The 19,856-nt window shown below is 65.2% G+C and carries 20 protein-coding genes; 8 read left to right on the top strand and 12 right to left on the bottom strand.

Features of this window, described 5'->3' with window-relative positions; all coding sequences use genetic code 11:
- Positions 1 to 68: 68 nt before the first annotated feature.
- Complete coding sequence (gatC, locus tag HNO53_RS13965; protein ID WP_209473052.1) at positions 69 to 356, bottom strand: Asp-tRNA(Asn)/Glu-tRNA(Gln) amidotransferase subunit GatC; 288 nt, start codon at positions 354 to 356, stop codon at positions 69 to 71.
- Positions 357 to 535: 179 nt separating this feature from the next.
- Between gatC and HNO53_RS13960 the strand changes: the two genes are divergently transcribed.
- The 7 genes from HNO53_RS13960 (at position 536) to tldD (ending at position 10,489) form a co-directional block, all read left to right on the top strand.
- Entirely contained in the window at positions 536 to 1,573 is a 1,038-nt protein-coding gene (locus tag HNO53_RS13960; protein ID WP_104201758.1) for a rod shape-determining protein, read from the top strand.
- Between the two features lie 131 nt (positions 1,574 to 1,704).
- Positions 1,705 to 2,580: a rod shape-determining protein MreC gene (gene mreC, locus HNO53_RS13955; RefSeq protein ID WP_209473050.1), complete on the top strand. Its 876-nt coding sequence runs from the start codon at positions 1,705 to 1,707 to the stop codon at positions 2,578 to 2,580.
- Complete coding sequence (gene mreD, locus HNO53_RS13950; protein WP_209473048.1) at positions 2,580 to 3,071, top strand: rod shape-determining protein MreD; 492 nt, start codon at positions 2,580 to 2,582, stop codon at positions 3,069 to 3,071. Before mreC ends, mreD begins: the two co-directional genes overlap by 1 nt.
- 12 nt (positions 3,072 to 3,083) lie before the next feature.
- Positions 3,084 to 3,680 carry a Maf family protein gene (locus HNO53_RS13945; RefSeq protein WP_209473046.1) on the top strand — a complete coding sequence of 199 codons (597 nt, stop codon included), beginning with the start codon at positions 3,084 to 3,086 and terminating at the stop codon, positions 3,678 to 3,680.
- Positions 3,681 to 3,733: 53 nt separating this feature from the next.
- Positions 3,734 to 5,197: a ribonuclease G gene (rng, locus tag HNO53_RS13940; protein ID WP_209473044.1), complete on the top strand. Its 1,464-nt coding sequence runs from the start codon at positions 3,734 to 3,736 to the stop codon at positions 5,195 to 5,197.
- A 7-nt stretch (positions 5,198 to 5,204) separates the two neighbouring features.
- On the top strand, positions 5,205 to 9,038 hold the full coding sequence (locus HNO53_RS13935) for a YhdP family phospholipid transporter (RefSeq protein ID WP_209473042.1): 3,834 nt from the start codon (positions 5,205 to 5,207) through the stop codon (positions 9,036 to 9,038).
- Positions 9,035 to 10,489, top strand: coding sequence for a metalloprotease TldD (tldD, locus tag HNO53_RS13930; protein ID WP_209473040.1), 1,455 nt, complete (start codon positions 9,035 to 9,037; stop codon positions 10,487 to 10,489). The genes HNO53_RS13935 and tldD overlap by 4 nt, the downstream gene beginning before the upstream one ends.
- Here the strand turns inward: tldD and yjgA are convergent, their stop codons facing one another.
- Positions 10,490 to 10,996 carry a ribosome biogenesis factor YjgA gene (gene yjgA / locus HNO53_RS13925; protein ID WP_209473038.1) on the bottom strand — a complete coding sequence of 169 codons (507 nt, stop codon included), beginning with the start codon at positions 10,994 to 10,996 and terminating at the stop codon, positions 10,490 to 10,492.
- A gap of 144 nt (positions 10,997 to 11,140) precedes the next feature.
- Here yjgA and pmbA point away from each other — a divergent pair, with 144 nt between their 5' ends.
- Positions 11,141 to 12,481 (top strand): metalloprotease PmbA, encoded by a 1,341-nt coding sequence (gene pmbA / locus HNO53_RS13920; protein ID WP_209473036.1) that lies wholly within the window; start codon positions 11,141 to 11,143, stop codon positions 12,479 to 12,481.
- Positions 12,482 to 12,630: 149 nt separating this feature from the next.
- On the opposite strand, the gene HNO53_RS13915 is transcribed toward pmbA, so the two are convergent.
- The 10 genes from HNO53_RS13915 to HNO53_RS13870 all read right to left on the bottom strand — a co-directional run bounded on the left by HNO53_RS13915 (position 12,631) and on the right by HNO53_RS13870 (position 19,840).
- Positions 12,631 to 12,900 carry an HPr family phosphocarrier protein gene (locus HNO53_RS13915; RefSeq protein ID WP_209473034.1) on the bottom strand — a complete coding sequence of 90 codons (270 nt, stop codon included), beginning with the start codon at positions 12,898 to 12,900 and terminating at the stop codon, positions 12,631 to 12,633.
- Positions 12,901 to 12,902: 2 nt separating this feature from the next.
- A complete protein-coding gene (gene rapZ, locus HNO53_RS13910) occupies positions 12,903 to 13,823 on the bottom strand; it encodes an RNase adapter RapZ (protein ID WP_209473032.1) in 921 nt (306 codons plus the stop codon).
- A 46-nt stretch (positions 13,824 to 13,869) separates the two neighbouring features.
- A complete protein-coding gene (gene ptsN / locus HNO53_RS13905; RefSeq protein WP_209473030.1) occupies positions 13,870 to 14,340 on the bottom strand; it encodes a PTS IIA-like nitrogen regulatory protein PtsN in 471 nt (156 codons plus the stop codon).
- 6 nt (positions 14,341 to 14,346) lie between these two features.
- Entirely contained in the window at positions 14,347 to 14,655 is a 309-nt protein-coding gene (gene hpf, locus HNO53_RS13900; protein WP_167111169.1) for a ribosome hibernation-promoting factor, HPF/YfiA family, read from the bottom strand.
- Between the two features lie 108 nt (positions 14,656 to 14,763).
- Positions 14,764 to 16,185 carry an RNA polymerase factor sigma-54 gene (locus HNO53_RS13895; protein ID WP_209473028.1) on the bottom strand — a complete coding sequence of 474 codons (1,422 nt, stop codon included), beginning with the start codon at positions 16,183 to 16,185 and terminating at the stop codon, positions 14,764 to 14,766.
- Between the two features lie 158 nt (positions 16,186 to 16,343).
- Positions 16,344 to 17,069, bottom strand: coding sequence for an LPS export ABC transporter ATP-binding protein (gene lptB, locus HNO53_RS13890; protein ID WP_209478649.1), 726 nt, complete (start codon positions 17,067 to 17,069; stop codon positions 16,344 to 16,346).
- A 7-nt stretch (positions 17,070 to 17,076) separates the two neighbouring features.
- Positions 17,077 to 17,616, bottom strand: coding sequence for a lipopolysaccharide transport periplasmic protein LptA (gene lptA, locus HNO53_RS13885; protein WP_419974881.1), 540 nt, complete (start codon positions 17,614 to 17,616; stop codon positions 17,077 to 17,079).
- The gene (gene lptC / locus HNO53_RS13880) at positions 17,613 to 18,233 is read right to left on the bottom strand and encodes an LPS export ABC transporter periplasmic protein LptC (RefSeq protein WP_209473026.1); all 621 of its coding nucleotides are present in this window, start codon (positions 18,231 to 18,233) and stop codon (positions 17,613 to 17,615) included. Before lptC ends, lptA begins: the two co-directional genes overlap by 4 nt.
- Before the next feature lie 11 nt (positions 18,234 to 18,244).
- A complete protein-coding gene (locus HNO53_RS13875; RefSeq protein WP_209473024.1) occupies positions 18,245 to 18,802 on the bottom strand; it encodes a KdsC family phosphatase in 558 nt (185 codons plus the stop codon).
- Positions 18,803 to 18,826: 24 nt separating this feature from the next.
- Positions 18,827 to 19,840 (bottom strand): KpsF/GutQ family sugar-phosphate isomerase, encoded by a 1,014-nt coding sequence (locus HNO53_RS13870; RefSeq protein ID WP_240549166.1) that lies wholly within the window; start codon positions 19,838 to 19,840, stop codon positions 18,827 to 18,829.
- Positions 19,841 to 19,856 lie beyond the last annotated feature (16 nt).

Genomic DNA, 19,856 nt, shown 5'->3' with positions numbered 1-19,856 from the left:
CATGGCTCCATGAAGGCGTGCCGTGATAGAGGAAGCGGATCCTGCGATGACCGGCGGCCGGTCGGGGCTCATTCGACGACTCGAGGAACGAGGTAGAGCCCGTTTTCCACGGCCGGAGCGCAGCGCTGGAAGCGAGCGCGCTGGTCGCTCTCGGTGACTTCGTCGGCGCGCAGGCGCTGGGTGACGTCGAGCGGGTGCGCCAGTGGTGCGACGCCTTCGGTGTCGAGTCCCTGGAGCAGGTCGACCATCTCGAGAATGCGGCCTAGGTCGTCCACGTAGCGGGCGGCTTCGTCGTCGGTCAGGCCGAGGCGGGCCAGGTGGGCGGCCCGCTGCACGTCTGCGTGTTCAAGCGCCATGAGCTGAGTGTCCTCGCACGGATAGGAGTGTTATACACAGCAGGAAAAGGTACCATATCCGACGCGTGGCGGGCACTCTTCTCGCACCTGCGGCGGCGCCATGTCGCTTGCTGCACGGGGGCCGCGATGATACCGTTTGCCTCCGCACTGGTCCCGGTCTGCACTAGGTAACGACGTCCATGTTCAAACGTTTGAGGGGGCTGTTCTCCAGCGATCTTTCCATCGATCTGGGTACGGCCAATACGCTGATTTATGTCCGCGGTCGCGGTATCGTGCTCGACGAGCCGTCGGTAGTGGCCATTCGCCAGTCCGGCAACATGCGCAGCGTGGCCGCGGTTGGTGCCGATGCCAAGCGCATGCTGGGCCGTACGCCGGGCAACATCACCGCCATTCGGCCGATGAAGGACGGCGTGATCGCCGACTTCACCGTGACCGAACAGATGCTGCAGCACTTCATCCGCAAGGTGCACCAAAGCACCTTTCTGACACCCAGTCCGCGGGTATTGGTCTGCGTACCTTGCATGTCGACCCAGGTCGAGCGTCGGGCGATCAAGGAGTCTGCCGAGGGGGCCGGTGCCCGCGAAGTGTTCCTGATCGAGGAGCCCATGGCCGCCGCCATCGGCGCCGGCCTGCCGGTGGACGACGCCCAGGGCTCGATGGTAGTGGACATCGGTGGCGGAACCACCGAGATCGCCATCATCTCGCTCAACGGGGTGGTCTACTCCGAGTCGATCCGGGTCGGTGGTGACCGCTTCGACGAGGCCATCTCCGCCTATGTGCGGCGTCACTATGGCAGCCTGATCGGCGAAGCCACTGCCGAGCGCATCAAGGAGGAGATCGGCTGTGCCTATCCCGGCGGCGAGCTGCGTGAGATCGACGTACGCGGCCGCAACCTGGCCGAGGGCATTCCGCGCAGCTTTACCCTGAACTCCCATGAAATCCTCGACGCGCTGCAGGAGACGCTCTCCTCGATCGTCGCCGCGGTCAAGAGCGCGTTGGAGCAGTCGCCGCCGGAGCTCGCTTCGGACATTGCCGAGCGTGGGCTGGTGCTGACCGGCGGTGGCGCTCTGTTGCGCGATCTCGACAAGCTGATCGCCGAGGAGACCGGGCTTCCGGTCATCGTCGCCGAAGATCCGTTGACCTGCGTGGCGCGTGGTGGGGGCAAGGCGCTCGAAATGATCGACCGCCACACTTTCGAGCTGCTCTCGAGCGACTGACGCCGGCGCAAGACCGATTGCCAGTGCGAATCGACGTATGAACAGGCGCGGCCAGTCGATATGCCGCGCCCGGTGCGGGGGGGACGTCTATTAAACCGCTGTTCTCGCACGGTTCTGTGCCTGGCTACCGCATGCTGGCGTGTGCGGTGGCCGCTTCTGTGTTGATGTTCGTCGATCATCGTTTTACCCGTATGGAAGAGGTCCGTGCGCAGCTCACCACCGTCGTGGCGCCGATACAGTGGCTGGTGGCCGTGCCCAGTGACATCCTGGCCTGGGGGTCGCTGGCGCTATCGGATCAGCGTGGACTGGTGGAGGAAAACCGCCGTCTGCGTGAGCAGATCCTGCACCTGTCGCATCGGGTGCAGCACATGTCGAGCCTGACGGCGGAGAACGTTCGCCTGCGCGAGCTGTTGGGGGCCGCGGCGCGTACGGAGGCGGAGTACATTACTGCTGAGCTGCTCTCCCTGGACGCCGATCCGTTCACCCATCAGATGGTCATCGACCGCGGTCGCCGCAACGGGGTCTACGTGGGGCAGCCGGTGCTGGACGCCTCGGGTTTGGTGGGGCAGGTAACGGCCGTTTCGGCGTACTCCAGCCGGGTGCTGATGGTCGCCGATGCCAGCCATGCGCTGCCGATCCAGGTCAATCGCAACGGGCTGCGCTTCGTGCTCCAGGGGAGCGGTCAGTACGATGCCCTGCGGGTGGTGCACGTACCCGATACTGCCGACATTCGCCAAGGGGACCTGCTGGTGACATCCGGTCTTGCGGGTCGCTTTCCATCGGGCTATCCGGTGGCAAGAGTCACCGAGGTGGTACATGACCCCGGACAACCCTTTGCCCGGGTAACGGCCGAGCCCGTGGCGCGTCTGCAACGCTCGCGCCACTTTCTGTTGATTTTCCCGCCAGCGCCTCCTCCGGTCCCGGAGGATGAGATGTGGGACCGCGAACTGCCCGAGGAGGCTGAGGTGGATGCTTCCCTCGGTCCCGCCACTGAGGAGCAGGAGTGATGCCAAGCGGACCTCGTGCCCCTCTGGCCTGGGTGTGGTTCACCCTGCTGCTGGCGCTTTGCCTGCAGGTGATGCCGCTGGCCGAGGGGTGGCAGATCTGGCGCCCTGACTGGCTCGGCCTAATGCTGATCTATTGGTGCATGGCTACGCCCGACCGGGTCGGCGTCTTTCATGGTTTCGTGCTCGGCATCCTGCTCGATCTCATCGAGGGGGCGCCGCTGGGCCAGAACGCCTTGACCCTTTCCCTGCTGGCGTTCCTCTCGGCGCTGGTCTACCCGCGTTTTCGAACCTACTCCCTGGTGCAGCAGGCACTGTTGATTCTGGTGCTGCTGGGGCTGGTACAGCTGGTAGAACAGTGGCTGCGCACCCTGTTCGGTCCTTTTTCGATGCATCTTGCCTTCCTGTTGCCATCCTTGATCGGCGCAGCGCTGTGGCCCTGGCTGGTCACCATGTTCCAGGCACTGGAGCGTCGCCTGCTGAGTCACGATTGAAGGAACGACCCTATGACCGAGACGTCGAGTCCTGCCGTGCTGTGTCTGGCGTCGGCTTCGCCGCGACGGCGCGAGCTGCTCGCCAGCATCGGGGTGGAGGCGGAGGTGAAGCCCGTCGATATTGACGAGACGCCTCTAGCCGAAGAGAGCCCCGAGGCGTACGTCGTACGACTGGCGCGCGAGAAGGCCTCGGCCGGAGGACGACTCACGAGGCTGCCGACACTGGGCTCGGACACCGCGGTGGTGTGTGAAGGCCGGATTCTCGGTAAGCCTGCCGATCGGACTGAGGCCGCGGAGATGTTGCACCTGCTGTCGGGGCGTGCACACCAAGTCCTCACTGCCGTGGCCGTGACGGGGCCTGCCGGATTGCTCGAGGTCTGCGTGACGACGCGGGTCCACATGCGCCGGATCGAAGAGAGGGAGGTGGCGGCCTACTGGGCCACCGGCGAGCCGGTCGACAAGGCGGGCGGCTATGCCATCCAGGGGTTGGCGGCGATCTTCATCGAACGCATCGAGGGCAGCCACTCTGCCGTGGTGGGGTTGCCGCTGTACGAGACGGCGCAACTGCTGGGTCGGCAGGGCGTCCGGTTATGGAATGGTGCTGTCTAGTCGCATCACTATGTCATAATGCGGCGAAGACTGAACTGGACAAGGATTTCCGCATGAGCGGCGAAGTACTGATCAACCTGACGCCGATGGAAACCCGCGTGGCGGTAGTGGAAAACGGCGTGCTGCAGGAGGCGCTGATCGAGCGAACGCGCCGGCGCGGCATCGTCGGCAATATCTACAAAGGCCGCGTGGTACGGGTGCTTCCCGGCATGCAGGCGGCCTTCGTCGATATCGGCCTCGACCGGGCGGCGTTCATCCATGCCCACGAGGTGATGCCTCCGGGTACCCCGCCCGAGGAGCAGGCCTCCATCGGCCAGCTGCTGCACGAAGGCCAGGCTCTGGTCGTGCAGGTCACCAAGGACCCCATCGGTACCAAGGGGGCGCGTCTCACCACTCATCTGTCGGTGCCGTCGCGTTATCTGGTCTACATGCCCGATTCTCCCCATCATGGCGTCTCCCAGCGCATCGAGGACGAGCGTGAGCGCGAGCGCCTGCGTGAACTGCTCGAGCTCTGCCAGGCCGAGCAGGAGATCGAGATAACCGGTGGCTTCATCGTGCGCACGGCGGCAGAGAACGTGGGCAAGGACGAGCTCTTTGCCGACATGCACTTTCTGCTGCGCCTGTGGCGCAAGGTCAGCGAACGCAAGGTGACGGCGCCGGCACCCAGCGTGATCTACGACGACCTGCCGCTGTTCATCCGTACGCTGCGCGACCTGATGCGCGACGAGATCGAGAAGGTGCGTATCGACTCGCGGGAGAACTACGTCAAGCTGCTCGAGTTCGCCGAAGAGTTCATGCCGGATTCCTCGGCACGCATCGAGTACTACCCCGGCGAGAGACCCATCTTCGACCTTTACAGCGTAGAGGACGAGATCCAGAAAGCGCTGGGGCGCAAGGTGCAGCTCAAGTCCGGCGGTTATCTGGTGATCGATCCCACCGAGGCGATGACCACCATTGACGTCAACACCGGCGGCTACGTGGGGCATCGCAACCTCGAGGAGACCATCTTCAAGACCAACCTCGAGGCGGCCAACGCCATTGCTCGCCAGCTACGACTGCGCAACTTGGGCGGCATCATCATCATCGACTTCATCGACATGGAGGACCCCGAGCACCAGCGCCAAGTGCTGCGAGTGCTCGAGAAGGCGCTGGAGCGCGACCATGCCAAGACCAAGTGCACCGGCGTCACCGAACTGGGGCTGGTGCAGCTGACCCGTAAGCGTACCCGCGAAAGCCTGGAACAGACGCTGTGCGAATCGTGCCCCACCTGCAGCGGGCGCGGCACCCTGAAGACCGCCGAGACGGTGTGCTACGAAATCTTTCGCGAGATCCTGCGCGAGGAACGCGCCTATAACGCCGAGACCTACATGGTGCTGGCCTCCCAGCCGGTAGTGGATCGGCTGCTCGACGAGGAGTCCGCGGCGGTCGCCGATCTGGAAGCCTTCATCGGCAAGACCATCCGCTTCCAGGTCGAGACCCACTACTCCCAGGAGCAGTACGACATCGTGCTGATGTGAGCGTCCGATGCCACCTTCTCGCCGGATAGGACGCTGGACCCTTACCCTTCTGGCCGTGCTGCTGTCGCTGGTTGCGCTGCTGTTGCTGGTGCTACGACTGGCGCTGTCCCAGGTCGATCAGATGGCACCACGCGTCGAGCGCCTGCTCGAGGCGCGCACGGGCGCGGCGGTCCAGCTGCGTGATTTCAATGCCAGGCTGACACGGCTCGATCCGGTGGTCGAGGGGGGCGGCCTGTCGCTCAGCACCCAGGAGGGGGGCGCCGGTCTGCCTCTGCTCGAAGTCGAATACGCCCGGCTGTGGCTCGACAGCTCTGCCAGCCTGCGTACCGGCGTGCCGGTGATCGCCGATGCTCGCATGCGCGGGCTGACCCTGCATCTCTATCAGGATGAGCAGGGCGGTTGGCACTGGCCGGATCCGGCGCAAATCCCACCTGAACTGCTCGAAGGCGAATTCGACCTCGAACAGCTCGATTTCTGGGTCGGGCTGTTGCTGCGCCAGCGCGCCTGGGTGGAAGACGTACGGCTGGTGCTGCATGGTCGCGAGCGCCGGGTCGACATGCTGGCGCCACGCTTGCTGCTCACCGGCGATGAGCGGCGTGCCCATCTCGAGGGTGAAGTGCACCTGGAGGGGCAGGAGGAGGCTACGCTGCAGGGCGCGCTGGAGGTTTTCCCCGGACCTACCGGCTTTCGTGATTTCAGCGCTGCCCTTCAGACCACGATGAAGCTCGGCACGCTGGTCGATCTGGTCGAAGTTTTCACTCCCGAAGACCCCCTGCGTCTCGAGGACGCCAGCGGTGACGTCACCCTGTGGGGACGCTGGCACCTCGGGGAGCTTGCTGATGCGCGAATCGACGTCGACGTGCCGCGACTGGCACTGCGTCGCGATGACGAACCCATCGTGCTGGAACCGTTCAAGGCGCGCGGCCAGTGGCTGCGCAACGAGGAAGGCTGGGAGGCGTGGCTGCAGGGCGATGCCGCAGCAGCCGACTGGGCCGAGCCGCGTGAGCTCGAGCGCGAGCGGGAGCCGGCACTGCCGCATTTCTGGCATGTACGCAGCGACGCCGAAGGCTGGTGGCTGACCACCAGCCGCTTCGAACTGGCATCGCTGGCCGCCTGGCGCGAGCGCATCCTGCTGCCCGAAGCGCTAGTGCGCACGATCGATGCCCTGGCCCCTCGCGGCTTGGTGTCGGGGCTCGGTGTCGGGCGACGCAACGGGCATTGGGTTGCCCAGGCGGCGGTGCATCAGGTCGAAGTGGAGCCATGGAACGATGCGCCGGGGGGAGGTCCGCTCGATGCCTGGGTCGAGGCGCGTGACCTCTCGGGGAGTGTCGAGTTCGTCGGTGTCGGTGAGCCGACGTTCAAGGTGCCGCGGCTCTATGAAGCGCCGATGGAGCTCTCTCATGCCAGCGGTGAGGTGCGGTGGACCTACGAGGGACCACGTACCTTCGTCAGCGGTCGTAACCTCCACGCAGGGTGGCAGGGGGCCGAAGTGGAAGGCAGTTTTGGCTTGGCGCTCGGTGGCGGCGTGCAGGGGGGGCTGGGTCTCGATCTACAATTTCGCGATGCGGATGCGCTGGAGCGACCGCTGGAGGACTGGTTACCCGGCGACGTGTTAGGCGATGAGCTGTATGCGTGGTTGTCCGCGGGCGTGACCGGGCGCGTGCCGTCGGGCGAACTCAAGCTGCACCTGCCCCTGCGCCAAGGTGGAAGCGACGTTGAGCCCCGCTTGCAGCTCGACCTGGAGATCGAGGAAGGGCGGCTGTCGTTCGACCCGCAATGGCCGGCGATCGAATCGCTCGACGGGCGGCTGCGGGCTGGGATCGGCACCCTCGAGGCTGAGGTGCGGCATGCCGAAAGTCTGGGGGTCCAGGGCCGCGATGGAAGGGTCACCATCGAGGACGAGGTGCTGCGCGTCACAGGAGCGTTGGCAGCCGATGGCCAAGCGTTGCACCGCTACCTGCGGGCGCTGCCCGTTGACGGTATGGAGCAGGTCGAGGATTGGCGCGCTGAAGGGAGTGTCAGCGGCGAGATCGAATTGGCCACGCAGCTCGGTGAGGAGGACGACTTCCAGCTCGATCTCGACACTCAGGTGGATATGGAGCGGCTGGTCTACCTGCCACTGGGCATTCCTGTCGAGAACGTACAGGGCCCGTTGGCGTGGCGCCAGCGCAATGACGAAGGGGGGCTTGAGGGGCAGTTGGAAGCACGCCTCTTCGGTGGGCCGCTCAATGCCGACCTCGACACTCTCGCCGGCCATGTAGATTTCGACGGTTCCGCTGAGATCGAAAGCGTGCTGCAGCGTTTCGATGTCGGCCATCTTGGTGCCAGCGTGTCGGGCCACCTGCCCTGGCGTGGTCGGTTTTCGCTGGGGGAGGTGGGCAACACCTTTCGCTTCGACAGCAGCATGGAAGGAGTCGCCATCGACCTGCCCGAGCCGCTGGGCAAGGCAGCGGGCGAGGCGCGCCCGCTGTGGGCCTCGGCTGACCTCGACCAGCAGCGGATCGAGGCCGAGATGGGGGGCGAGGCACGCCTGCGCTGGCGAGGCTTGCCGTGGTCCAGTCACGGGCAGGGGCAGTTCTGGCTGGGACGATTGCCGGATGCCCCGCCGTGGCCCGAGCAGGAGGGCTGGTCGGGTACGCTCTATCTCCCCCGGCTCGATCTTGTAGCGTGGGGCGAGGCATTGTCGCCGCTGTTGGCGGAGGAAGCCTCTGGAGACAGCACCCCCCCTGCTTACCTGCAGAGTCTGCGGGTGGAAACCGCCTGTCTCGTCGGCCCCGAGGCCTGCCTGGGAGCCATCTACGCCGAAGCGCGCCCACACGTCGGCGGCGGCTGGCGTGTCGGCTTGCGCGGCGACCTGCTCGAAGGGAGTCTCGATTACCGACCGAGCCTTGCCGATCCGCTGGATATCGCGCTCGAAAGGCTGACCCTGGATGGCCTGCTTACGGCGGCCGGTGGGCAGGGCGCCGGAACATTGCTCGAAGAGCTCGATGTGCCGCCTGACCCGGCTCCGCTGCCCGGCTGGCTCACCGAACTGCCCGATGGACGTCTACGAATCGCCGACATCCTTTACCAGGGACGGCAGATCGGCCCGCTGACCGCTCACTGGGAGGGCGGGCCGCAGCGGTTGCGGGTGGCCCCGCTGGGACTGACCCTGGGGCAGATATCGGCGCGGGGGGAGGTCGTCTGGGAGTCGGCTGGTGCCGGCGACAGCCTGACCCGTTCGCGGGTCGATCTCGATGGGCGTGACCTGGGCACGGCACTGGAACGGCTCGGCCAACCGGTCTCGATTCACAGCAACGAGACCCGGGTGCGTAGCCAGCTGGCCTGGCCGGGTGCTCCCTGGCAATTCGCCCTGGCACGCTCACGCGGCAGCATCGAAGTCGAGTTGCGCGATGGCCGTTTTGCCAACCTCGAGTCACCCACGGCACGGCTGGTGGGCTTGCTCAACATCGACAACCTGGTGCGCCGGCTGCGCATGGATTTTTCCGACGTGACCGGCCAAGGCACGGCTTTCGATCGTGTGAATGGGGCTGCTACCCTGTATGAGGGCGTGCTGGAAACCAACGGCCCGGTCACGATAGACGGCCCGGCGACCTCCTTCACCCTGGATGGCACCGTCGACCTCGTCCAGCGGGAACTGGATCAGCGCCTGGGGGTGACGGTACCCGTCAGCAGTAGCCTGCCGCTGGCCGCGGTGATCGCCGGGGCGCCAGTTGTGGGTGGGGCGCTGTTCCTGGCCGATCGCCTGTTCGGTCGCGCCATCGATCGAGTCACCCGAATTCACTATCGCGTGCGGGGTCCGTGGATCTCGCCGGAAATCACTCTGGAAACCGCCGAATGACCACCTCTTCCTCTCTCTTACTCGATACCGCTGCCGAGATCCTGCTGCATCCCGGCGGGCTGGACATCGATGCGCTCGATGCCGGCCTAGGGCACGTGTTGACCTCCGGTGTGGACTATGCCGACCTCTATTTCCAGAGGAGCTGGCATGAGAGCTGGGTCCTCGAGGACGGTGAGGTCAAGGAAGCCGGCTACAACATCGACGGCGGCGTCGGCGTGCGCGCCATGGCCGGTGAAAAAACCGGATTCGCCTACTCCAACCAGATCACCGCCGATGCCTTGGCCGAGACCGGACGCACGGCGTCGGGCATCGTGCGTAGCGGTGCCACACTGCCGGTCGGTACGCGCGTGGTGAGCCAGGCAGCATCGCGCTATGCCGCGATCGATCCCTTGTCGGGCCTGTCGGCCGAGGACAAGATTGCTCTGCTCAAGCAGGCCGACCGTGTGGCGCGAGCCGCCGATCCGGCAGTCAGTCAGGTCAGTGCCTCCCTGACCGGCGTGCACGAGGTCGTGCTGGTGCGCGCCAGCGATGGCACCCTGGCGGCTGATGTCCGCCCGCTGGTGCGGTTCAACGTCAGCGTGATCGCAGTTAAGAACGGTAGGCGCGAGCGTGGCAGCGCCGGCGGTGGCGGCCGCTATGCCATGTCACGGCTACGTGACGACAATGTCGCCGAACGTTTCGCCAAGGAGGCGGTGCGTCAGGCCCTGGTCAATCTGGAGGCCGTCGATGCACCGGCCGGCCAGATGCCGGTGGTGCTCGGGCCTGGCTGGCCCGGCATCCTGCTCCACGAGGCCGTGGGCCACGGTCTGGAGGGCGACTTCAATCGTAAGGGCAGTTCGGCGTTTGCCGGGCGTATGGGCCAACGCGTGGCGGCTCCCGGTGTCACCGTGGTGGACGATGCCACCCTGTCCGATCGGCGCGGCTCCATGAGCGTGGACGACGAGGGTACGCCGGGGCAGTACACCCCGCTGATCGAGGACGGCATTCTCACCGGTTACATGCAGGACAAGCTCAATGCCAGGCTGATGGGTATGCAGCCCACCGGCAACGCCCGACGCGAGTCGTTCGCCCACATGCCGATGCCGCGGATGACCAATACCTACATGCTGGCCGGTCAGGACGATCCGGCCGATATCCTGGCCAGCGTCAAGCGTGGTATCTACGCGGTCAGCTTCGGCGGTGGCCAGGTGGACATCACCTCAGGCAAGTTCGTGTTCTCGGCCAGCGAGGCCTACCTGATAGAGGATGGACGGATCACCACGCCAGTGAAGGGGGCCACCCTGATCGGCAACGGGCCCGAGGCGATGGGCCGGGTGTCAATGATCGGTCACGACCTGGAGCTCGATACCGGCATCGGCGTCTGCGGCAAGGAGGGGCAGGGCGTTCCGGTAGGAGTTGGCCAGCCGACGCTCAAGCTGGATGAGCTCACCGTCGGCGGCACTGCCTCTTGATCACATGCCGGCCGTATCGCGGATTAGCTTGAACAGCTTGCGGGCGTTGGCCGGGGGCTTGCCGCGTTCGCGCTCGCTCCTTGCGTTGCGAATCAGCTGGCGAAGAGCCTGGCGATCGACATCTGGGTAATCGGCGATGAAGGCTTCAACGGCTTCGTCGCCGTCATCGATCAGCCGGTCGCGCCACTTCTCGAGGCGGTGGAAGGCGAGATCGCGACGACGATTCTCCTGCTCGATTTCGTCGAATACGGCCTGGATTGCCTCGAGGTCTTCGCGCCGCATCAGCTTGCCGACGTACTGCATGTGGCGCCGCCGCCCTTCGTGGGAGCGGATGCGGGACGTTTCTTCGACGGCCGCCAGCATGTCTTCCGAGAGCGGGAAGCGGGCGCGCTCGGCGGGTGTCATGGCGATGATCTGTTCGCCCAGGGCCTGCAGTGCATGCATTTCGCGCTTGAGCTGGGACTTGCTCGGCCGTTCGTCGAAGGAGGAGGGAGTATCCTGGGTCATGCCGCGTCCAACTAGTGAGAGTTCGGGAATAGCCTGGCCAGTTAAGCGACCAAGCTCGAATGATGGCAGTATATCAGTCCGTCGCCGGGCGGCGGGAAATGACACGTGGGAAGCCGGCGCGTCCGGTCAGCGAAGGAGAGACACATGAGCAAGGCTTTCGATGCCTCCGTCCAGCAGGCGCTGCTGGAATCCCGGGCCGAGCAGGCTCTGCGGCTGGCGAAGCACCTGGGGGCGGATGCCTGCGAAGTGGGAGCCAGCGTCGATCAGGGAATCGGCATCAGCGTGCGTGAAGGAGAGGTGGAGTCCGTCGAACTCTCACGCGACCAGGGAATCGCCGTGACGGTCTACCTGCGTGGGCACAAGGGCAGCGCCTCCTCCACCGACGCCGGTGATGCTTCGATACGCGAGCTGGTCGAGAAGGCCATGGCCATCGCCCTCTACACCGGGGAGGATCCCGCGGCCGGGCTGGCTGATCCCGAGTTGATGGCCACCGAGCTGCCGGATCTCGACGTGCACCATCCCTGGCCGCTCTCCACCGAGCAGGCCATCGATCTGGCGCTGGCCTGCGAGGCGGCCGGGCGCGGCGAACCCGGTATCCGTCAGTCGGAAGGGGCTTCGCTCTCCAGCGGCGAAGGGGTGAGGGTCTATGCCAATAGTCACGGCTTCATGGGCAGTCAGCGCGGCAGCCGCCATTCGCTCTCCTGCATGCTGATCGCCGAAGACGAACACGGCATGCAGCGTGACTACGACTACACCAGCGCACGTGATCCCAAGGAACTGCTGTCTGCCGAGGTGGTGGGCAGGCGGGCAGCCGAGCGCACCCTGAGCCGGCTTGGCGCGCAGCGCCCCGCTACCGGGCGCCTGCCGGTGCTGTTCGATGCCACCGTGGCCAGTGGTCTCATCGGGCACCTGATGAGCGCCATCGCCGGCGGTTCGCTCTATCGCCAGGCCTCCTTCCTGTGCGACCGGCTGGGCGAGCCGCTGTTTCCCGACTGGTTCACCCTGGGCGAGCATCCCATGGAGCGTGGTGCCATGGCCAGTTCGGCCTTCGACAACGACGGTGTGCAGACGCGCAACAATGTCTTCATCGAGCAGGGCCGCCTTGCCAGCTACATGCTGTCGGCCTACAGCGCACGGCGCCTCGGCATGCAGACCACGGGCAATGCCGGTGGCGCTCGCAACCTGCGCATCTCGGCACCGCTCGAGACGCGCCAGGCGCTGCTCGCGCGCATGGGGCGCGGGGTGCTGGTCACCGAGCTGATGGGGCAAGGCGTCAATGGAGTCACCGGTGACTACTCGCGTGGTGCAGCCGGCTTCTGGGTGGAGAATGGCGAAATCCAGTACCCGGTGGAGGAGTTCACCATCGCCGGCAACCTCGAGGCAATGTTCAAGGGGTTGCAGGCCGTCGGCAGCGATATCGACACCCGCGGCAGCATTCACACCGGCAGCTGGCTGATCGGTGAGATGACCGTGGCGGGTAGCTGAAGCGGATTTACGCTTTACCGCAAAGCTCGCGGGAATGAGCGAGCGATGGTCAGGCCAGGCGAAGCCCGATGAGCAGGCGGAGTTTAGGGAACCTAAATGAGCACTGCGAAGAGGGCTTCAACGCCGCATGGCCGAGCGCAGCCATTCCTCTAGGCATCCTCTTCGAAGCGGGCCTCGAAGAGAGCCTCGATGGCCTCCAGCACCGCTTCGGCGTCGTCCCCCTCGGCACTGATTTCCAGCTCGGTGCCGCAGGGGGCGCCCAGCATCAACAGCGCCATGATGTTGCTGGCGTCGGCCTGCTGCGGCCCTCGGTTGACGAGCACGCGCGCATCGAAAGGCTGACAGCACTGCACCAGCTTGGTGGCAGCTCGGGCATGAAGACCGCGTTTGTTGGTCAGGGTCAGCTTGCGGCAGGGCACACTCAGGTTTCCTTGCTGTCTGATGTCTCTGCGGTCTTTCCACGGGCGGGAGTGACCGGTGTATGAATGCCGAGTTCGCGGTGGCGAAGGCGTACGTCCGGCTGCTGCTGCGCGAGGTGATGCGCGAGACGCTCGGCGAGATAAACCGAGCGGTGCTGGCCACCGGTGCAGCCGATGGCAACGGTCAAATAGCTGCGGTGGGTGTCGCGATAGGCCGGCAACCAGCGTTCGATCCAGGCGATGATGTCGTCGAGCATCTGTTGTACCAGCGGGTACTGCTCAAGGAACTCCACGATGCTGGGTTCCCGGCCAGTAGCGGAGCGCAGGCGCGGATCCCAGTAGGGGTTGGGCAGGCAGCGTGCATCGAAAACGATATCGGCATCGAGCGGCACGCCACCCTTGAAGCCGAACGACTCCACCGTCAGGGTCAGTTGGTCGGCGCGGTGGCTGGCCACTTGCTCGGTGATGCGCCCGCGTAGGTCATGCACCGACAGCCGTGAGGTGTCGATGATCAGATCCGCCAGGTTGCGAATGTCGCTGAGGGTCGCGTCTTCCGACTCGATGGCTTCGTTCAGGGTCATGTCCCGACCGCGGGTCAGGGGGTGGCGCCGCCGGGTGGCAGAGTAGCGTTCGAGAAGGATGCGGGCGTCGGTCGTCAGGTAGACGATCTGGCAGTCGACCTGATTGGTACGCAGCTCTTCCAGCAGACGCGGGAAGCGTTCAAGGGCATGAGGCAGGTTGCGAGCATCAATGCTCACCGCGATCGAAGTCTGGATCGTGGGTGAGTTGCGTAGCTCATCCACCAAGGAGCCGAGCAGCATCGCCGGGAGGTTATCGATGGCGTAGTAGCCGATGTCCTCGAGCGCCTGCAGTGCGATCGACTTGCCGGAGCCGGAGCGGCCGCTGATGATCACAAGCTGCATGAGGGGTCTCCTGATCAGGGCTGGCCGAAACGGTGAATCGTTCAATTCAGCCCGAGGACTGTCGTCGAATCGCTTCGATAAGGCGCTCGTGGAGTTCGCGCTGGCTAGCGCATTTTCGCAGCTGGGCGCGCGTCTCGGCATCGTTCATCACGCCGGCTACCTGGCTCAGCAGCGACAGGTGCGTATCGTCGGCCTCTTCGGGGACCAGCAGCACGAAGACCAGGTCGACCGGCTCGCCGTCGATGGCATCGAAGTCGATCGGCTCGGCCAGCTTGAGAAACGCCGCCACCGGGCTGTGACAGTGCGGGCTTCGGGCATGGGGGATTGCCACGCCATTGCCGATGCCGGTGCTGCCCAGCCTCTCGCGACCGACTAGCCTGCCGAAGACCTCCTGACTGTCGAGGCTCGGAGTGTTCTGCGCAATGAAGGTGCTGAAGAACTCCAGCACCCTCTTCTTGCTGCCTCCCGGAACATCGAACAGCGCTCGCTCCGGGGGCAGGATGGTTTCCAGTGTCATGGCAACTCAGCGAATGCCGGCGCCCTGGGCGCGAGCCTGGGCTTTTTCCTTGTGTTTGACCAGTTGACGATCGAGCTTGTCGGTCAGCGCATCGATGGCGGCGTACATGTCTTGATCGGAGGCTTCGGCGTGAAGGTCGGCGCCGGCGGCATGCAGCGTGCAGGCGGCCTGCTGACGCTCCTTCTCGATCGAGAGCGTGACCTGCACGTTGGTGATGTTGTCGTAGTGTCGCTGGACGCGGTTCAGCTTCTCGCTCACGTAGTCACGCAGTGAATCGGTCAGCTCAACATGATGGCCGGTGATGTTGACTTGCATGACAAGCTCCTTCGTCCTTCGGGTGGTAGCTCGATTGTAACCCTTTTTACTGCCCTGCATACCCCTTCGAATGGCGGGTTTGCCGGGGATCAGCATTGCGTCGCGGTATCAGCGAAAACGCTTGCGTTCGCTCGAAGAGGGGATGCCCAGGGCTTCGCGATATTTGGCCACCGTGCGGCGAGCGACCTGGATGCCATCCTCGCCCAGCAGCTCCACCAAGCGGCTGTCGGAGAGCGGCTTGCGCGGCGGTTCATCGGCGATCAGCTTGCGGATGCGGGCGCGAATCGCCGTGCTGGAATGCACGTCACCGTCACCGTTTCCGCCGACATGGCTGGAGAAGAAGTACTTCAGTTCGAAGACCCCGCGGGGGGTATGGATGAACTTCTGCGTCGTCACCCGCGAAATGGTCGACTCATGCATCTCGACGGCCTGGGCGATGTCGGCCAGTACCAGCGGCTTCATGCCCTCCTCGCCCTGTTCGAGAAACTCGATCTGGCGTGCCATGATCTCTCGCCCCACCCGCAGCAGGGTGTCGTTGCGGCTGGCAAGGCTTTTCATCAGCCAGCGCGCTTCCTGCAGGTGATCCTTGAGAAACTGGTTGTCCTGGCTCTTGTCCGCGCGCCGTACCAGGGCGACGTAGTCGGGCTGGATACGCAGACGTGGCAGTGCCTCGGCGTTAAGTTCCACGCGCCAGCCGGATTCGTCATGGTAAGCAACTAGGTCCGGGGTGACGTAGCTACTGCCGACCTCGGCATAGGCGCTTCCGGGACGGGGGTCCAACGAGCGAACCAGGGCGATGACCTGATCCAGAGATTCGTCGTCAAGCCCTAGGCGGCGCTTCAGCAGGCGACGATCGTCGGCGGCCAGGGCCTCGAGGAACTGGCGTACCAGGCGGCGGGTCTGGGGCAGCAGCGGCGTGTCATCGGGCATCGCGGCCAACTGCAGCATCAGGCACTCGCGCAGGTCGCGGGCGAACACGCCGGTCGGTTCGAACTGTTGCAGGCGCAGCAGGACCTGCTCGACCTCCCGGGTCGGCAGGCCCTCCAGGCCTTGCCGGCGCAGGCCGTCGCGAATCTCCTCCAGGGGTTGCGCCAGGTAGCCGGTGGCATCGACGGCGTCGATCAGGCTCTCGGCGATAAGGCGCTGGCGATCGCTCAGATCGGTCATCGCCAATTGCCAGATCAAATGGCCGGTCAGGGTCTGCGCCGAGGCCTGGCGCTCGAAGTCGGGGCCTTCGCCGGTAATGCCACCGGAACTCGTGCCGTGATCGGGGTAGGTATCCGACCAGTCGCTGTCGGTGGAGAGTTCGCTGGGTATCTCGCTGGCCCAGTCATCGCTTGGGGTATCGCTGACGGCCTGCTCACCGAAGCCGTCGTCGAGTTCCAGCATGGGGTTGGATTCCAGTGCCTGCTGGATCTCCTGGCGCAGGTCGAGCGTCGAAAGCTGCAGCAGGGCTATCGCCTGCTGCAGCTGGGGAGTCATGGTCAGCTGGGTGCCGACACGCAGTTGCAGGGATGCTTTCATGGCCATGAGAGGTAGGCGCTCATCTGCCGGAAAAGCTCTACCCTAGACGGGAAGGTCACGACTTGCAAGAGAGTTGACTGCAATATGTATGCCAGTAAGGGTTTTTATCCCTGATTAGAATGTTTTAATGCAGTCTAGGGGCTTGCATAATGCGACAGAGTGAGCTACAGACGAAAGTCCTCGCCGAGGTAAACCTCGCGGACCCGTCGGTTGGCCAGAATGGCCTCGGCATCGCCTTCGGCGATGATCTGGCCGTCGCCGACGATATAGGCCGAGTCGCAGATGTCCAGCGTTTCGCGTACGTTGTGATCAGTGATCAGTACGCCGATATCACGTGCCTTGAGCTGGCGAATGATGCCCTTGATTTCCCCCACCGAGATCGGATCGACCCCGGCAAAGGGCTCATCGAGCAGAATGAAGGCCGGCTCGGTGGCCAGTGCCCGGGCGATCTCGACGCGTCGCCGCTCACCACCGGACAGGCTCATGCCGAGGTTGTCGCGGATGTGGGTAACGTGGAAGTCCTCCAGCAGTTGCTCGAGCCTCGCCTGTCGCCCACGACGGTCGAGATCCCGTCGTGTCTCGAGGATGGCCATGATGTTGTCGGCCACCGACAGCTTGCGAAAGATCGAGGCTTCCTGGGGCAGGTAGCCGATACCGGCGCGAGCGCGCTCGTGCATGGCGCTGTGGGAGAGATCCAGGTCGTCGATGTAGACGTCGCCGGCATCGGCCTTTATCAGCCCGACGATCATGTAGAACGAGGTGGTCTTGCCGGCCCCGTTGGGTCCGAGCAGGCCCACCACGCAGCCCTGCTCGATCGAGATGCTGATGTCGTGCACCACGCGTCGGCGCTTGTAGCTCTTGGCCAAATGCCGGGCATGTAGGGTCTTCATCGACATCTCAGCGCTCCGGCTGCAGCGTCATGCGTATGCGCTGGCTGCCTTCGACGCCCTCGCTCTGGGCGCGGGCCTGAACGACACGGCGATCGAGGAAATATTCGAGATAGCCACCTTCGAAGGTGTCGCCGCCCTGATGCAGTTCGGCGCGGTCGATCAGTTCCACTCGCCGTTCGGCGACATGGTAGATGATCTTGCGTCCCCAGCCGCGAACGACCGGTTGCTCCGGATCGGGCTGCTGCTCGATGTAGGCGCGTTCACCGTAGGCTGTGGCGCGCGAGAGCTCGCCGGCTTCATTGCGCTGGAACTCGACCCGGTCACCGGTCAGCTGCATGCTGCCCTGACGAATATCGACATCACCGGTGTAAACCGCCGTGCCGGCCTGGTCGTCGAGCTCGAGTCGATCGGCCGCGACCTCGATGGGCTGTTCGGCGTCGCGCTGCTGTGCCACGACCGAATCCATGCCCGCCAGGCTGAGCAGCGCCGCACCAGCCAGCATCAGGATGAGAGGCCGGCATAGGGTCGGGAGCCTGTATCGCGTCATGGCGTGAAATCCTCTAGGTTGACGGCGTCGGCCTGGTCCGTCTGGGTGCCTTCGGGCACATGGTGGCCGCGCACATTGTCGGTCAAACGTGCCCGATTGTCATGGATCCAGGCGTCGAAACGTTCGCCGCGCATACGCTGTGGTGGCTGCTGCAGCAGGGCAGGCGTGTCGCTCCAGGCGTGTCCCGTGTCGGCGTCGAAGTGCAGGGTCTCGGTGTCGAGCTGCCAGCGTTCCTCGGGGGCAAGCAGGCGGGCGTCGCCGGTGAGCGTCAGCGGATTGCCGCCCGGGCCGAGGCGGCCTTCCGTGCCGCTTGCCACCCACAGTCGGCCCTCGCGGTCGATCAGATGGGCCTCTGGCTCGACGGCTCGGGTGACGTCGTCATGGGGGGTATGGACGAGTCGTGGGCTCTCCAGGCGCTGGTGAGCGCGGCCGGTGGCATCGAAGCGGGTCAACTGGGCCTGCTCAAGGAAATAGTCGGGCTCGCCCGCCTCGTCGCTGGGCACCGGCCCGGGTGCCGGGGCCTGCCAGGGATCCAGCCAGGCGATCAGGCCGCCGAGCAGCAGAAGCAGCAGGAACAGCCAGGCACGGAACGAGGGGCGCGGTAGCCGGCGCAGCATATCCGTTGGCCTCAACGCTTGCCGTGGAGGTAGGTGTCGATCAGCGCGTCACGATGCCCCTGCGCTTCGAGCAGCAGGTCGCAGATCTCGCGCACCGCGCCATGCCCGCCGCTGCGTTCGGTAACGTAGTCGGCCATGTCGCGTATATAGACCGGCGTGTTGGGGACGGTGATGCCAACCCCGGCGCGCTGGATGGCGGCCAGGTCGGGCAGGTCGTCGCCGCAGTAGGCCACCTGTTCGAGTTCGATACCCTTGCGCGTGCACAGCTCGCGCAGGGTGGCAAGCTTGTCCTCGCAGCTCTGGTAGACATGGTCGATGCCCAGGGCAGCGGCGCGGTGACTGACCATCGGCGACTCGCGTCCGGTCAGGAAGGCCACCTGCAGGCCGGCGCGCCGCAGCAGCTTGAGGCCCAGGCCGTCCTGGGTGTGAAACGCCTTGATCTCTACGCCGTCGGCCTGGAAGTAGAGGCGGCCGTCGGTGAGTACGCCATCCACGTCCAGCGCCAGCAGGCGAATCCTGCGCAGGCGATCGATGAGGTGCGGGTCGAGGGTGGAGCTGGCCAGAGCCATGGGCTCTCCTTGGTCAGGGTAATGTCAGATCACGCCGCTTCGCAGCAGGTCGTGCATGTGCAGGGCGCCGATTGGGTGGCCTGCTTCGTCAACGACGGCAAGCGCCGTTATCAGGTTGTCCTCCATCATGCGCACCGCTTCGGCGGCCAGCACATCAGGGGCGATGCGCTTGCCGGGACGGGTCATGACGTCGTCCACCGTCAACTGGCTGAGGTCTTGGTGCTGGTCGAGCGTGCGACGCAGGTCGCCATCGGTATAGACACCGATCAGGCGATTCTGCTCGTCGACGACACAGGTGAAGCCGAGCCCTTGACGGGTAATCTCGAGCAGGGCGTCACGCAAGGGGCTGCCCAGGGGCACGCTGGGCAATCGCTCGCCCTGATGCATCAAATCGCTGACACGCAGCAGCAGGCGCTTGCCCAGGCTGCCGCCGGGGTGCGACAGGGCAAAGTCTTCGGCGGTGAAGCCGCGCGCCTCGAGCAGGGCCACGGCCAGTGCATCGCCCAGTGCCAGGGCGGCGGTGGTCGAGGCCGTAGGAGCCAGGTCCAGCGGGCACGCCTCGCGCTCGACGCCGGCATCGAGATGCGCATCGGCATGGCGGGCTAGGGTCGATTCGGGGCGTCCGGTCATGCTGATCAGCGGGGTGCCGATACGCTTGAGCAGCGGCAGCAGTGCGGTGACTTCGGCGGTCTCGCCGGAGTTCGACAGGGCCAGTACCACATCGCCCGGCGTGATCATGCCCAGATCGCCATGGCTGGCCTCGCCGGGATGCACGAAGAAGGCCGGCGTGCCCGTGCTGGCGAGCGTGGCGGCGATCTTGCCGGCAACGTGCCCCGACTTGCCCATGCCGGTCACCACCACTCGCCCCTGGCAGGCGAGCATCAGCTCGCAGGCGCGGTCGAAATGGCTGTCGAGCCTCCCCTTGAGGGCCGCGATGGCCTGCTCCTCGATCCTGAGGGTGCGGCGTGCGCTTTCCCTCAGCGTCGAGGTGGCTGGGGTGGCGCTGCCGGGGGGCGCGGTGGATTCGTCTGAGTTCATGGCGATGATTGTTGCC

The organism is Billgrantia antri, assembly GCF_017868935.1.
GTDB classification, from domain to species: Bacteria; Pseudomonadota; Gammaproteobacteria; order Pseudomonadales; family Halomonadaceae; genus Halomonas; species Halomonas antri.
The sequence above is the reverse complement of the archived record's forward strand: the minus strand, read 5'-3'. Positions and strand labels throughout refer to the sequence as shown.